This is a genomic window from Streptomyces sp. NPDC048182 (assembly GCF_043202555.1).
Lineage (GTDB): Bacteria > Actinomycetota > Actinomycetes > Streptomycetales > Streptomycetaceae > Streptomyces.
The window spans coordinates 1-13,076 of sequence record NZ_JBIDAQ010000022.1 but is presented as its reverse complement, the minus strand read 5'-3'; the positions used below and the strand labels follow the sequence as shown (position 1 = coordinate 13,076).

Below are 13,076 nucleotides of genomic sequence, written 5' to 3'. Positions count from 1 at the left end.
AGGGCACCGCCCCTCGATCTCCGGCCGAGAGGGACGGCTCCCGGCCGGTGGCCGCGAACCCGAGCGGGGTCCGCGGCGGTCACTCCGGGGCGTGCGAGGACCGCACGCCCCGGAGCCGGCCACCCGTCCTCCCCCGACGGCAGCACCGTCAGATCCCGCACGATCGTCCGCTCCACCTCCCTGAAATCACGTCGGAGACGACGTGCAAAGCGACCGGAGGGCCACCGTGGCCGACCACCCCGTAGACGAGAAACTCCCGCCTCTCAAGATGGCGACGACCGGCCTCCAGCACGTGGCCGCCATGTACGCAGGAGTCGTCGCACCACCCCTGATCGTCGGCGCGGCCATCGGCCTGTCCGCCACCGAGCTGACCTTCCTCACCGGCGCCTGCCTCTTCACGGCCGGCCTCGCCACCTTCCTCCAGACCCTCGGCTTCTGGAAGATCGGCGCCCGGCTGCCCTTCGTCAACGGCGTCACCTTCGCCGGCGTCGCCCCCATGACCGCCATCGCGGCCTCGGCGGGCGACAAGGACGACGCGCTGCCGATCATCTTCGGCGCGGTCATCGTGGCCGGCCTCCTCGGCTTCCTCGCCGCCCCCGTCTTCTCCCGGGCGATCCGCTTCTTCCCGCCGGTGGTCACGGGCACGGTCATCACCCTGATCGGCATCTCCCTGCTGCCGGTCGCCTTCGGCTGGGCCCAGGGCCCGAACCCGGCGGCGAAGGACTACGGCAACGCCACCAACCTCGGCCTGGCCGGCATCACCCTGCTGATCGTCCTGGTGCTGCGCCGCTTCACCCGGGGCTTCGTCAAGCAGATCGCGGTCCTGCTCGGCCTGGTCGCGGGCACACTCGTCGCCATCCCGTTCGGCGTCACGGACTTCGGCCCGGTCGCGGACGCGGACGTGGTCGGCTTCCCGACCCCGTTCCACTTCGGCGCGCCCCAGTTCCAGGTCGCCGCGATCATCTCCATGGTCGTCGTGATGGTGGTCTCGATGACCGAGTCCACCGCCGACATGCTCGCCCTCGGTGAGATCGTCGAGCGCCCCGCCGACGAGAAGACCATCGCGGCCGGCCTGCGCGCCGACACCCTCGGCTCCGCACTCAGCCCGATCTTCAACGGCTTCATGTGCAGCGCCTTCGCCCAGAACATCGGCCTGGTGGCGATGACGAAGATCCGCAGCCGCTTCGTGGTGGCGGTCGGCGGCGGCTTCCTGGTCCTCATGGGCCTGTGTCCCATGGCCGCCTCGCTCATCGCGGTCGTCCCGCGCCCGGTCCTCGGCGGCGCCGGCGTCGTCCTCTTCGGCTCGGTCGCGGCGAGCGGCATCCAGACCCTGGTCCGCGCGAGCCTCGACAAGGACAACAACGTCCTGATCGTGGCCGTCTCGCTGGCCGTCGGCATCGTCCCGATCGCGGCGCCGGAGTTCTACCACGCGTTCCCGGAGAACGCGAAGATCATCCTGGACTCCGGCATCTCCACGGGCTGCGTGGCGGCGGTCCTGCTCAACCTGGTCTTCAACCACCTGGGCTCCGGCCGCGACGACGAGGACGTGACGCACCCGATGGAAGCGGGAGAGGAGATCAGCGAGGCATCCCGCACGGCCCCGGCGACGACGTGACGCCCGACGCCCCCCGCCCCTTAAGCAGGCCGGCGCCTCCTCCCCAGCGAGGCGCCGGCCTCTTCGTCCGCCTCCGTGTCGACCAGCGCGGACGGGGCAGTCGGACGGGGAACGTTTGGTATCCCAAGAGAGGCGCCACCATGGACTTCGCCCAGCGCACCATCGACCTCGCCCGGCGCAACGTCGAGGAGGGCGGCCGGCCCTTCGCGACCGTGATCGTCCGGGACGGGGAGGTCGTCGCCGAGAGCGCGAACCGGGTCGCCCAGACGCACGACCCGACCGCGCACGCGGAGGTCCTCGCCATCCGGGAGGCGTGCACGCGGCTCGGCACCGAGCACCTGACCGGGACCACGATCTACGTGCTGGCCCAGCCGTGCCCCATGTGCCTGGGCGCCCTGTACTACTGCTCGCCGGACGAGGTGGTCTTCCTCACCACCCGCGACGAGTACGAGCCGCACTACGTCGACGACCGCAAGTACTTCGAGCTGTCGAACTTCTACGACGAGTTCGGCAAGGACTGGCGCGAGCGCCGGCTCCCCATGCGGCACGACGGGCGCCAGGCGGCCGTCGACGTCTACCGCCGCTGGCAGGAGCGCAACGGCGGGGAGCGGCACGTCACGCAGTAGGCGGGCGGCTCACAGTCCGAAGAGGGCCGGGTCCGTCGCCAGGTCCTTGAACAGCTCGCGCGGGTCCGCGATCAGGCGGCGGGCCTTGAGGTCCATGATCCCGCCCACCGCCTCGACCTCCGCCGCGACCGTGCCGTCCGCCTTCCGCACCAGCTGGTGGATGCGGAACGTCTTCCCCTCGCCCCACTCGAAGGCGCAGGTCACCTCCACCTCCTCGCCGGCGAGGAGTTCGCGGCGGAAGCGGATGGTCGTCTCCAGCGCGACCGGGCCGACGTCCCGGGCGAGGAGGTCGGCCTGGCGGATGCCGGCGGCCTGGAGCAGGGACCAGCGGGCGTGCTCGGCGTAGTTCAGGTACACGGCCTGGTTGAGATGGCCCTGCGTGTCGGTCTCGTAGCCCCGGACGGTCACCGGGACGGAGAACGGTGCGGTCACCGTGGCCGCCTTTCCGTGAGAGACGCTGTCGCGGTCGATCTTGGCATGGCCCCGCCTCACACCTTGCGGGGGGAGGCCAGGAGGTAGCGGGCGCGGGTGCGCGGCTCGGTGTGCTCGCTCACCTGCCAGCCCGCCTCGGTCAGGGCCGCCGCGCAGGCCCGCAGCGCGGTCTCGTCCCGGGCGTGCACGGCGACCGCCTCCGGCTGCGGGGTCGGCCGTACCCGGTAGCCGGGGGCCGCGGGACCCTCCGGTGGCTGTCCGGACGCCTCCAGGGCCAGTGCCGCCGCCTCGGCCAGGTGCGAGCGTTCCCAGCCGCAGGGGCGGTCCGTGGCGCCGTCGGGTGTCGTCATGCGGCGCAGCTCCAGGAGGCCCTGCCAGGCGCTGCGCACCTCGCGGCGGCGGGCCGGGTCCGCCGGCCCCGCGGCCTCCTCGCCGCCCAGCCGGGCCGCGAAGACCCCGGCGGGGGCCGGAGCGGACGGCTCGGCGGCCCGAGCAGGCTCCGCGTCGCGTATCCGCTGACCCGCCGGCGTCAGGAAGTACGCGTGCGGCGGGCGCGGGTGCCGGAAGGCGAGCCCCAGCCGCACCAGCGCCGTGAGCTGCGCCGCCTGGCCGGTCAGCCGCCCGGTCACGGGGTCGGCGGCGTCGATGGCACGGCGCTGCGCCGCGGTCGGCCGTGGTGCCATGGTCCCGGCCCCCCTCTCCGCACGGAATCCCTCTGCGCACGGAATCCCGCCGCGCCGACGACCCTACGACGGGGGTCTGACATTCCACGCGGCGATCACCGGCCGCGCGTGCTCCGTGCTCAGCCGGCACAGCGTCCCCGTGGCCAGCTGGAACAGCGCCCCGTGCGTCGGCGGCAGCCCCAGGTGGCGGGCGGTGAGCACGCGCAGGAAGTGCCCGTGCGCGACCAGCACCACGCACCCCTCGGTGTCGGCGAACGCCGCCTCCACCTTGGCGAGGACCCGGTCGGCCCGCTCGCCGACCTGCTCCGGGGTCTCCCCGGGGTGCTCGGGCGGCCCGGGCGCGACGCCGTCCGTGAACAGGAACCAGTCGGGCCGGCTGCGGTGGATCTCGTGCGTGGTGACGCCCTCGTAGCCGCCGTAGTCCCACTCGTGCAGGTCCGGCTCGATGCGCACGCCGTGCAGGCCGATCAGCTCGGCCGTCTCCCGGGCCCGCTGGAAGGGGCTGACGAAGGCGGCACCGATCCGGTGCGAGCGGATCAGCGGCACCAGGGAGCGCGCCTGCTCCCGGCCGTGCTCGGTCAGCGGGACGTCGGTGAGGCCGGTGTGCCGTCCGGAACGCGACCATTCGGTCTCGCCGTGCCGGACCAGGAAGAGATCACCCATGGCCACAGGCTATGCCCGCCGGCCTCGCCCCTCACTGCCGGTACCCGCCCAGGAAGCGTCCGATCCGGCCGATCGCCGCCTCCAGGTCGTCCGCGTGGGGGAGGGTGAGGATGCGGAAGTGGTCGGGGGCCGGCCAGTTGAAGCCGGTGCCCTGGACGACCTGGATCTTCTCGCGCAGGAGGAGGTCGAGGACGAAGCGCTCGTCGTCGTGGATCTTGTGGACGGACGGGTCGATGCGCGGGAAGGCGTACAGCGCGCCCTTGGGCTTGACGCAGGAGACGCCGGGGATGTCGTTCAGGCGCTCCCAGGCCACGTCCCGCTGCTCGCGGAGCCGGCCGCCGGGCGCGGTCAGCTCGTGGATGGACTGGCGTCCGCCGAGCGCGGCCTGGATGGCGTACTGGGCGGGCGCGTTGGCGCACAGGCGCATGGAGGCCAGCATGGTCAGGCCCTCCAGGTAGTTCTTGGCGTGCTGCCGGGGTCCGGTGACCACCAGCCAGCCGGAGCGGAAGCCCGCCACCCGGTAGGTCTTGGACAGGCCGCAGAAGGTGAGGACGACCAGGTCGGGGGCGAGCGAGGCGGCCGAGTGGTGGACGGCGTCGTCGTAGAGGATCTGGTCGTAGATCTCGTCGGCGAAGACCATCAGGCCGTGGCGGCGGGCGAGGTCGAGGACGCCCTCGACGATCTCCTTGGGGTAGACGGCGCCGGTCGGGTTGTTGGGGTTGATGATGACGACCGCCTTGGTGCGGTCGGTGATCTTCGACTCCAGGTCGGCCAGGTCCGGGTTCCAGTCGGACTGCTCGTCGCAGAGGTAGTGCACCGCCTTGCCGCCCGCGAGGGTGGTCACCGCCGTCCAGAGGGGGAAGTCGGGGGCCGGGATCAGGACCTCGTCGCCGTCCTCCACCAGCGCCTGCACGGCCATCGAGACCAGCTCGGAGACGCCGTTGCCGAGGAAGACGTCGTCCACGTCGACCGCGAGGCCGAGGGCCTGGTAGCGCTGGGCGACCGCGCGGCGGGCGGAGAGGACGCCCCGGGAGTCGGTGTAGCCGTGCGCCTGCGGCAGCATGCGGATCATGTCCTGGAGGATCTCCTGAGGCGCCTCGAAGCCGAAGGCCGCGGGGTTGCCGGTGTTCAGGCGCAGCACGCTGTGGCCGGCCTCCTCCAGCGCGTTCGCGTGCTCGATCACCGGGCCGCGGATCTCGTAGCAGACCTCGCTGAGCTTGTTCGACTGCCGGAACTCCATGTGCCGCTTCCCCTCCGCTGGCTGGTGTTGCTTGGTTCTACCAAGTGAGGGCTTGGAAAGTCCAACGACTTGGCTAGACTGCGGCGCATGCCACCTCGCCGAAGCTACGACCAGTACTGCCCCGCCGCCCGCGCGCTCGACGCCGTCGGCGATCGCTGGACCCTGCTGATCGTCCGCGAGCTGCTCGCCGGGCCGCGCCGCTACACCGACCTGCACGCCGATCTGCCGGGCGTCAGCACCGACATGCTCGCCACCCGGCTGAAGGACATGGAGCGCGAGGAGCTGGCCGTGCGCCGCCGGCTGCCGCCGCCCGGCACGGTGTACGTCTACGAACTCACCCCGCGAGGACGCCGGTTGACCCCCGTCCTCGACGCCCTGGCCGCCTGGGGCGGGGACGCGCTGGGGGAGCGGCGGCCGACCGACGCCGTGCGCGCCCACTGGTTCGCGCTGCCCCTGGCGCGGGCGCTGCGGGAGGCGGGGGCCGGGGAGGGCGTCGTCGAAGTCCGGCTCGACGAGGGCGAGTTCCATGTCCTGCCCGGTGCGCAGGAGGGCCCGCTCTACGGGGACGGCCCCGCGCCCGCCGAGCCCGACGCCCGGCTCGTGCTGGACGCCGGCACCTGCGCGGCCGTCAGCCGCGGCGAGTCGACGCTGCGGGACGCGGTGCGCGCGGGGCGGGTCACGGTGACCGGGGACGGGACGGCGGCGAAGGCGCTGCGCGAGCCGTGAGCCGAACCGGTGCGGCGGGGAGGCCCGTTCGGAGCCGCCCCGCCGCCGGTCACGCGCCCGGCGGCACCCGGGACGGGCGGCCCGAGCTGCGGGTCAGGACGTAGCCGGCGATGCCCGCCAGGGCGGCGAGGACGGCGCCGACGCCGGTCCAGACCCAGCGGTCGGACCACCAGCCGGAGGACCAGCCGTCGCCCGGCCGGACCGCCGACAGCGCCGTGTCGTCGTCGGACTCCTTCGTGGCACGCGTCGCCACGCCCGGCACCAGCGGCTCGCCCAGCGAGCCGTCCACCGCCGCCGCGCCGCCCATGTCCTTCGACTCGACGCGCACCTCCGCGGCCACCTTCGCGCCGAGGTCGGCGGTCGGCAGGTCCACGGCCGTCAGCCGGACGTAGTACGTGCCGGGCAGCGGGTCGTTCGCCCACGGCTCCGACCAGGCCCGGACCGTGCGCAGCACGCACGCCAGCTCGATCGAGGAGGCGCCCGCCCCGGCGGTGCGGGTCTGCGCGCCCCACTGGCAGGACTGGCGGCGGCGCAGGCCGTCGTACACGTCGATCCGCCAGGTCTCGGCGGCGTGCGTGCCGGGCAGCTTCACCGTGGCGCGGACGGTGGGCCGCTGCTCGGCGTCGGCCGGGAAGGACCAGTACAGGTAGTCGCCGGCGGAGGCGTCCGCCGTGGCCTTCCCGCCCTGGTCGAGCTCGGTGGCGGTGCGGAAGGACGTGCCCGCCCGGGTCGGCGGCTCGGCGGCGACGGCGGGGACCGCGGGGGCGGCGGCCAGGCCGAGCAGCAGCAGGGCGGCGCTCAGGGGGCGTATGAACGGGGGTGTCAGACGCATCAGTTGGTCCTCCAGACCGCGAACCGCCAGCGGGACAGCCAGCCCCAGAGCAGACCGGCGACGAAGCCGGCCAGGACCAGCACGCCGAGCAGCCACCAGCCGCGCCCGAGGCCGAAGGCGGCCACGTCGTGCGAGCCGCCGGGACCGTCCACCACGTCGACCGTCAGCTCGAGCGGCAGACCGGGGCTGGTCTTCGTCCCGGGCGTGACGGAGAAGGAGTTGGTGACCTGGAGGCAGACCGCCTCGGCCGGCGCGTCCTCGTCGTCCAGCTCGGGCTTCGGGTAGCGCAGCCCGGTCGAGAGCACGTCGGTGCGGCCGTTGCCGGCGGCCTCACCGCGCACGATCTCCCGCCCGTGCGTCGTGACCGCCCGCAGCAGCACCCCGTAGGACGGGCCCACGGCCCGGTCGGCGGCCACGCTCACGGACGCGCGCAGCTCCTTGCCCGGCGCCACGTCCACCCGGTACCAGCGCTGCCGCCCGAACTCCTCGCGGTCGGTGTACAGACCGGACTCGAGCACCGGCGCCTTCGCGCAGGCGTCCGCGCCCCTGGCGGCCACCGGCGTCGCCACCGGGTCGGCCGCCCGGTCCACCAACTGGTTGACCCGGTCGGTGAGTTCGTCGGCGTGCTCGACGGAGGTGTACGTGCCGCCGGTGGCCTCGGCGATGCAGCTGAGCTGCTGCCGCATCTTGGTGTTGGGCACCAGGCCCAGCGTGTCGATGGTCAGCCCGATGCCCTTGGCGGCGATCTCGCGCGCCACCTCGCACGGGTCCAGCGGGGCGCAGGTGTCCTCGCCGTCGCTGATCAGCACGATGCGCTTGGAGCCCGCGCCGGACGCCGTGAAGTCGTCCGCCGCCTTCAGCAGCGCCGGGCCGATCGGCGTCCAGCCGGTGGGCGCCAGCGTCGCCACCGCCGTCTTCGCCTCGGTCCGGTCCAGCGGGCCGACCGGGTAGAGCTGCGCGGTGTCCTTGCAGCCGGTCTTCCGGTCGTCGCCCGGGTAGTCGGCCCCGAGGGTGCGGATGCCGAGCCGGACCTCCTGGGGCGTCGCGTCCAGGACCTCGTTGAACGCCTGCTTCGCCGCGGCCATCCGGGTCCCGCCGTCGATGTCGCGCGTCCGCATCGAACCGCTGACGTCGAGGGCCAGGTCGACCTGCGGCGCGTCCTCGCCGGTGGGTTCGCCGGCGGTCGCGCCGGCCGGGAAGGCGACCCCGGCGCCCAGCGCGGCGAGCAGGGCGCAGACACCCGCCGCCAGCCGTGTTCTTATGATCATCGCCGGATCCTATTGATCACGGCGGCGCGTTCCAAACCGGGCCGTGGTGTACTCCCCGCTCACCGCAGGGGGTTGGGCAGCTCCGCCCACAGATCGCCGCCGCTCCCGGGCGACATCCGCATCAGCGTCAGGGCCTTCACCGGCACCGGCTCCTCCCGCAGGGCCATCGCATCCTCGCTGTGCGGGAGTTCGCGTACGGCATCCACAAGTGCCGTACGCAGTCGGGCCGTCGAGCCCGCCGTCCCCGCCAGCGCGCCCGCCACCAGCGATCCGAACAGCTTGCGGCGCAGGGCCCCCACGTCGTCCGTGAGCACCCGGGGCGGCAGTTCGGGGACCGGGATCCCGTGCCCCGCCAGCCGGGCGGGGCTCACCCGGATGTCGGCCAGGTCGCGGTAGACCAGCCGCCGCGGCTCGCCGTCCGGCGCCAGCACCACCAGCAGGTTCTGGCCGTGCGCCTCCAGCGCCACCCCCAGCTCGAGCGCCCGCAGCCCCACGGCGAGCGCCAGCCGGGCGAACGCGGCCAGCCACTCCGGAGACCGCGCTGGCCGCGTCGTCGCCAGCGCCGCCACCGGGACGACCCGCTCGCCGGGGCCCGCGTACGCGCCCGGCGACTCCCGCAGTACGGCAGCCAGGTCGGGGGAGTGGGCGGTGACCGCGCCCAGTGCCCGGGTGACGTGCAGCAGCCCGTCGCAGCGGGCCGCCAACGCCTCCCCGAACGCCGACAGCGCGTCCGACGCGGCGACCGAGCCCACCGAGATGTCCCGCACCGAGGACGTCAGCCGGGCGCTCAGCGCCGTCTTGACGTGCGGGCCGCCGGGCACGGCGAGCGTGCGCAGCGACATCAGCGGGTGTGCCGCCAGCCGCTCGCCGTCCTCCGCCCGCCGCTTCAGCACGTGCGCCGCCTGCCACGGATGCACCGGCACGAGGAGCCGGTCCGCCGCCCGCAGGCCCTCCGGCCAGCTCCCGGAGACCAGGCACCCGGCCGCCGGCACCGGCACCAGGACCAGCTCCACCCGCGGCCCGTGCTCCGGGCCGTAGGCGAACTGCTCGGCCACCGAGAAGCCGGGCCGCGAACGGCAGTTGGGATGGAAGGGGTGCCCGTCGACCACCCGCCGCTCCCACCCCCAGTCGGTCTCCGGCCACTCCTGCCCGCCACTCTCCGGCTGCCCCGCCCGCGACAGCGCCATCGACGCCACGCTGTGCCCCAACTCGCCCGCGAAGCCCGCGCCGTGCGGCACCGCGAGGTCGGCGGTCAGCCGCGCCGGATCGCGGTACGGGCTCCCGTCGAGCCGTACGACGTCGACGTACGCGTCCGTGCGGTACGGGTCGGCGGCCGGGCCCGACAGGCGGCGGCCGTCGGCGAGGCGGACCACCAGCGCGTCCCCGGCGTCCTCCCGCCCCGTCACCCACGGCAGGGGTTCGAAGGCGAACGCCCGCCACAACCGGGTCAGTACGGCCGCCCGGGCGCCGGGCAGTTCGGCCTCGTACCGGGCGACCAGCCCCGGGCGCAGGGCGGCCAGTTCGCCGGCCACCTCGGTCTCGGCGGTGGGGGGACGGTGCACGGAAGGTCTCCTCGGGTGCGTGACGACACATGGACGGTACGTGTCGGACGGCACGGTGCGGGGACGGCGGCGGACACCCACATACTGGACGAGTGGACCGCGTGGATCTCCTGCCCCCGCCCGACGGCGCCGGCGCCGAGGCCGATGCCGGCCGCCCGGACGACCTCGCCGCGTACGCCGACGCCTGCGCGGCGGCCCCGCTGCTGAACTGCCTGCTGCGCGAGGTCGCCGAGCCGCTGCCGCCGGCCGGGTCCGCCGGGCGCCCGGTGTACCGGCTGCCCGGCGGACGCCTGCTGCGCGTCCGCGGGGGCCGGCGCCCGGCCGAACCCGAGCTGCGCACCCCGGACGGCTGGCGGCGCCTCGGCCACGCCGACCTGGTGCGCCTGGTCGACGAGGAGCTGCACCGGCACACCGGCCTGCCCAACGCCGAGCTGCCCGCCGAGATGACCGACAGCCGCGAGGTGGTCGCCGCCCTGCTCGCCGCCCGCGCCCGGGCCGTCCCGCCCGAGGACCCGTACCTGCGCTCCGAGCAGAGCCTGCTCACCGGCCACCTCCACCACCCCGCCCCCAAGGCGCGCGGCGGCGGCCCGCACGCCGCCTGGCTGCCCTACGCGCCCGAGGCGTACGCCCGCTTCCCGCTGGCGCTGCTCGCCGTGCGCGCGGACGCGGTCGTGGACGAGGGCGACACCGCCGCCCTCGACGCCCTCGGCGCCGCCCCGCCCGGCTACCGGCTGCTGCCCGCCCACCCCTGGCAGCTGGAGCTGGCGGCCGACGCCCTCGCCCCCGCCTTCGCCGACGGCCGGCTGCTGCGGCTCGGCACCACCGGCTTCCCCGTCCTGCCGACGGCCGCCGTCCGCACGGTGTACGCCCCCGAGCGCGACCTGTTCCTCAAGTTCAGCCTGGACGTGCGGATCACCAACGACGTCCGCCGGCTCTGGCGCCACGACCTGCTGCGGCTGCGCCGCACCGACACGGCCGTCACGGCGGCCTTCGCCGCGATGGCCGACCCGGCGGCGGCCTGGCTCGCGGACCGCGGCCACCGCACCGCCGACTTCGCCTACGAGGAACTCGCCGTCGTCGTCCGCGACGGCCTGCGCGGCGCCCTGCTGCCCGGCGCGACCCCGCTGCTGGCCGCCGCCCTGGTGGAGGGCCCGGACGGCCGCCTCCCGGCCGGCGCGGCGGACCCGGCGGCCTGGTGGGCGGCGTACCTCCGCGTGGTCGTCCCGCCCGTCCTCACCGCCTTCGCCGACGCCGGCGTGGTCCTGGAGGCCCATCTCCAGAACACCCTGGTCGCCGTCGACGGAGCGGGCATGCCGGTGCAGGCGCTGTTCCGGGACGCCGAGGGCGTCAAGCTGCTGCCGGAGACCTCGCGGGCGGCCGGGTGGGAGCGGCTGGTGTACTGCCTGGTCGTCAACCACCTGCGGGAGATCGCCGCGACCCTCGCCGAACGGCACCCCGGCTTCGACCCCTGGCCCGCCGTCCGCGCCGCCCTGGCCCGCCACGACCTCCCCGAGATCCCGGCCCTGCTCGGCGCCCCCCACCTCCCCGCCAAGACCAACCTGCTCCTGCGCTGGACGAACGCGGACGGCGCCGACGCCCGTTACCGCCCGCTGCGGTCTCCGCTCACGTGAGACCGCCGTTGCTGGTCAGCAACTGCCCGTTGACCCACTGCCCTTGGGGTGAGCACAGGAAGTCCACCAGACGCGCGGCGTCCCGCGGGGTGCCGAGCCGGCCGAGCGGGGTCCGCTCCCGCACGGTCTCGCGCAGCTCCTCGGACATCCAACCGGTGTCCACCGGACCGGGGTTGACGACATTGGCCGTCACCCCGAGGTGGGCCAGCTCGTGCGCGGCGGCCAGCGTGATGCGGTCCAGGGCGCCCTTGCTCGCGCCGTAGGGGAGGTTGCCCACGGTGTGGTCGCTGGTCAGGGCGATGACGCGGCCCGTGCCGTGGGCGCCGGTGAAGCGGCGGCCGTACTCGCGGATCAGCAGCCAGGTGGCGCGCGCGTTGACCGCGAAGTGCCGGTCGAAGCTCTCCACGGTGGTGTCGAGGAGGCCCGAGTCGACCGACTCGCAGTGGCACATCACCAGTGCGGTGACGTCCTTGCCCAGACGCCGCCCGGCCTCCTCGAAGACGCGGGCGGGCGCCTCGGGGTCCGCGAGGTCGGCCTCCACGGCGGCGCTCCGCGCACCGCGCGCGGCCAGCTCCCCGGCGATCGCGTCGGCGGCACCGGGCTCCTCGCCCCAGGCCATGCGCCGGTCGTACGGCGCCCAGTGGGTGAAGGCGACGTCCCAGCCGGACGCCGCGAGCGCGCGGGCCACGCCGGCCCCGATCCCGACGGCACGGCCGACGCCGGTCACCAGGGCCAGGGGGCGGGTGCCGTCGCCGGCGATGCTCTTCGCTTCGGTCACGGGGGCATGCTGCGCGACGGGGTGGACCGGGGCAACCACTTTACGACGCCGTGTCGTTGTCGGCGTCCGTGTAGAGGCAGAAGGGGTGTCCGGCGGGGTCGACTAGCACCCGGACGTGCTCCTGCGGCTGGTGCTCCGCCTCGCGCGCTCCCAACTCCCGGGCGTGGGCGACCGCCGCCGACAGGTCGGTCACCTCGAAATCGAGGTGCAGGGTCATGCGCCGGGCGCCCTCCCGGGCTGGCCAGACGGGCGGGGCGTAGTCCTCCGCGGTCTGGAAGCCCAGGTAGGCCACCCCGTCGGGCGGCACCAGGGTCGCCCATCCGGCGTCCTCCCCGCCCGTCTCCCAGCCCAGCAGGGCCGCGTAGAAGCGCGCGAGAGCGGGTCCGTCGGCCGCGTCGAGCACGACGCCCCACCAGTCCGACCGCGCCGATCTGTCCGCACCCGGCTCGTGTCCCGTCCGTCCGCGCATGGGCCGCAGCATGCCAGGCCCCGGGGGAGCCCGCGAGGGTGGCGGGTCAGCGGTGGGCGAGCAGGGCGTAGCGCTCGTCGGTCACCGGGCCGCCCCACAACGCCGGGTCGGCGGCGAGGGGTTCGACGCGCAGGTCGGTGACGAGCGGGCGTACCGCGTCGGCCAGGTCGGTCGCCGTGACGCCGCCGTGCCAGGGCAGGGCGTCGGCGCCGGTCACGTACGGCGCCGCGCCGGCCTCGCGCCAGCGGCCCTCCACGAGGATCAGCCGGCCGCCCGGGCGCAACCGGCCCACCCAGTCGGCGAGGGCGGCCTGCGGGTCGGGCAGGGTCCACACCAGGTGGCGGGAGAGCAGGACGTCGAAGCGCTCCTCGGGGTCTAGGGCGTGTCCGCAAAGTCGCGTCGTCCGCCCGTAGGGCGGGCCTGGCGGCGTCCGGTGCGTGCTCTCGGCGTGCCGGACGGACGCCCGCGTACTGGTTGTACGCGGGTGTTCGGCCGGTGCGGCGAGTGGGGGTCCCCCCTGCTCGAAGAGCTTGGGGGAGCGTGCCGGGCGT

13 protein-coding genes and 1 pseudogene are annotated in these 13,076 nt (G+C 74.9%); 4 read left to right on the top strand and 10 right to left on the bottom strand.

What is annotated here, in order from left to right; genetic code table 11:
- The first annotated feature begins 226 nt into the window (after nucleotides 1-226).
- On the top strand, nucleotides 227-1,615 hold the full coding sequence (locus tag ACGFZL_RS30290) for a nucleobase:cation symporter-2 family protein (RefSeq protein WP_355175588.1): 1,389 nt from the start codon (nucleotides 227-229) through the stop codon (nucleotides 1,613-1,615).
- A gap of 140 nt (nucleotides 1,616-1,755) precedes the next feature.
- A complete protein-coding gene (locus tag ACGFZL_RS30285; protein WP_355175587.1) occupies nucleotides 1,756-2,241 on the top strand; it encodes a nucleoside deaminase in 486 nt (161 codons plus the stop codon).
- Nucleotides 2,242-2,250: 9 nt separating this feature from the next.
- On the opposite strand, the gene ACGFZL_RS30280 is transcribed toward ACGFZL_RS30285, so the two are convergent.
- From ACGFZL_RS30280 to ACGFZL_RS30265, 4 genes are all read right to left on the bottom strand, one after another.
- Nucleotides 2,251-2,673: an acyl-CoA thioesterase gene (locus ACGFZL_RS30280; protein WP_393696532.1), complete on the bottom strand. Its 423-nt coding sequence runs from the start codon at nucleotides 2,671-2,673 to the stop codon at nucleotides 2,251-2,253.
- A gap of 56 nt (nucleotides 2,674-2,729) precedes the next feature.
- Nucleotides 2,730-3,356, bottom strand: coding sequence for a hypothetical protein (locus ACGFZL_RS30275; RefSeq protein ID WP_393696530.1), 627 nt, complete (start codon nucleotides 3,354-3,356; stop codon nucleotides 2,730-2,732).
- Between the two features lie 63 nt (nucleotides 3,357-3,419).
- A complete protein-coding gene (locus ACGFZL_RS30270) occupies nucleotides 3,420-4,019 on the bottom strand; it encodes a histidine phosphatase family protein (protein ID WP_355175584.1) in 600 nt (199 codons plus the stop codon).
- A gap of 31 nt (nucleotides 4,020-4,050) precedes the next feature.
- Nucleotides 4,051-5,259: a pyridoxal phosphate-dependent aminotransferase gene (locus ACGFZL_RS30265; RefSeq protein ID WP_393696528.1), complete on the bottom strand. Its 1,209-nt coding sequence runs from the start codon at nucleotides 5,257-5,259 to the stop codon at nucleotides 4,051-4,053.
- Between the two features lie 87 nt (nucleotides 5,260-5,346).
- On the opposite strand from ACGFZL_RS30265, the gene ACGFZL_RS30260 reads away from it, so the two are divergent.
- The gene (locus tag ACGFZL_RS30260; protein ID WP_393696526.1) at nucleotides 5,347-5,985 is read left to right on the top strand and encodes a winged helix-turn-helix transcriptional regulator; all 639 of its coding nucleotides are present in this window, start codon (nucleotides 5,347-5,349) and stop codon (nucleotides 5,983-5,985) included.
- A gap of 49 nt (nucleotides 5,986-6,034) precedes the next feature.
- Here ACGFZL_RS30260 and ACGFZL_RS30255 read toward each other — a convergent pair whose 3' ends face one another.
- Genes ACGFZL_RS30255 through ACGFZL_RS30245 form a run of 3 tightly spaced genes read right to left on the bottom strand, consistent with a single transcriptional unit; the run spans nucleotide 6,035 to nucleotide 9,647 of the window.
- Entirely contained in the window at nucleotides 6,035-6,817 is a 783-nt protein-coding gene (locus ACGFZL_RS30255; protein WP_393696524.1) for a hypothetical protein, read from the bottom strand.
- Nucleotides 6,817-8,085, bottom strand: coding sequence for a VWA domain-containing protein (locus ACGFZL_RS30250; protein WP_393696522.1), 1,269 nt, complete (start codon nucleotides 8,083-8,085; stop codon nucleotides 6,817-6,819). The genes ACGFZL_RS30255 and ACGFZL_RS30250 overlap by 1 nt, the downstream gene beginning before the upstream one ends.
- Before the next feature lie 59 nt (nucleotides 8,086-8,144).
- Nucleotides 8,145-9,647 carry an IucA/IucC family protein gene (locus ACGFZL_RS30245; protein ID WP_393696520.1) on the bottom strand — a complete coding sequence of 501 codons (1,503 nt, stop codon included), beginning with the start codon at nucleotides 9,645-9,647 and terminating at the stop codon, nucleotides 8,145-8,147.
- A 92-nt stretch (nucleotides 9,648-9,739) separates the two neighbouring features.
- Here ACGFZL_RS30245 and ACGFZL_RS30240 point away from each other — a divergent pair, with 92 nt between their 5' ends.
- Nucleotides 9,740-11,278, top strand: coding sequence for an IucA/IucC family protein (locus ACGFZL_RS30240; RefSeq protein WP_393696518.1), 1,539 nt, complete (start codon nucleotides 9,740-9,742; stop codon nucleotides 11,276-11,278).
- On the opposite strand, the gene ACGFZL_RS30235 is transcribed toward ACGFZL_RS30240, so the two are convergent.
- The 3 genes and pseudogenes from ACGFZL_RS30235 to ACGFZL_RS30225 form a co-directional block, all read right to left on the bottom strand.
- On the bottom strand, nucleotides 11,271-12,056 hold the full coding sequence (locus tag ACGFZL_RS30235; RefSeq protein ID WP_393696516.1) for an SDR family oxidoreductase: 786 nt from the start codon (nucleotides 12,054-12,056) through the stop codon (nucleotides 11,271-11,273). The genes ACGFZL_RS30240 and ACGFZL_RS30235 overlap by 8 nt on opposite strands.
- Before the next feature lie 40 nt (nucleotides 12,057-12,096).
- Nucleotides 12,097-12,525 (bottom strand): VOC family protein, encoded by a 429-nt coding sequence (locus tag ACGFZL_RS30230; protein WP_393696514.1) that lies wholly within the window; start codon nucleotides 12,523-12,525, stop codon nucleotides 12,097-12,099.
- Between the two features lie 46 nt (nucleotides 12,526-12,571).
- Nucleotides 12,572-12,895 (bottom strand): annotated as a pseudogene (locus ACGFZL_RS30225) (methyltransferase domain-containing protein); the annotation flags it as partial.
- Nucleotides 12,896-13,076 lie beyond the last annotated feature (181 nt).

Excerpts from the sequence above, each read along its gene's own strand:
- ACGFZL_RS30265 (WP_393696528.1), bottom strand. The coding sequence starts at position 5,259 with ATGGAGTTCCGGCAGTCGAACAAGCTCAGCGAGGTCTGCTACGAGATC.
- ACGFZL_RS30250 (WP_393696522.1), bottom strand. The coding sequence starts at position 8,085 with ATGATCATAAGAACACGGCTGGCGGCGGGTGTCTGCGCCCTGCTCGCC.
- ACGFZL_RS30230 (WP_393696514.1), bottom strand. The coding sequence starts at position 12,525 with ATGCGCGGACGGACGGGACACGAGCCGGGTGCGGACAGATCGGCGCGG.
- ACGFZL_RS30255 (WP_393696524.1), bottom strand. The coding sequence starts at position 6,817 with ATGCGTCTGACACCCCCGTTCATACGCCCCCTGAGCGCCGCCCTGCTG.
- ACGFZL_RS30275 (WP_393696530.1), bottom strand. The coding sequence starts at position 3,356 with ATGGCACCACGGCCGACCGCGGCGCAGCGCCGTGCCATCGACGCCGCC.
- ACGFZL_RS30285 (WP_355175587.1), top strand. The coding sequence starts at position 1,756 with ATGGACTTCGCCCAGCGCACCATCGACCTCGCCCGGCGCAACGTCGAG.
- ACGFZL_RS30270 (WP_355175584.1), bottom strand. The coding sequence starts at position 4,019 with ATGGGTGATCTCTTCCTGGTCCGGCACGGCGAGACCGAATGGTCGCGT.
- ACGFZL_RS30260 (WP_393696526.1), top strand. The coding sequence starts at position 5,347 with ATGCCACCTCGCCGAAGCTACGACCAGTACTGCCCCGCCGCCCGCGCG.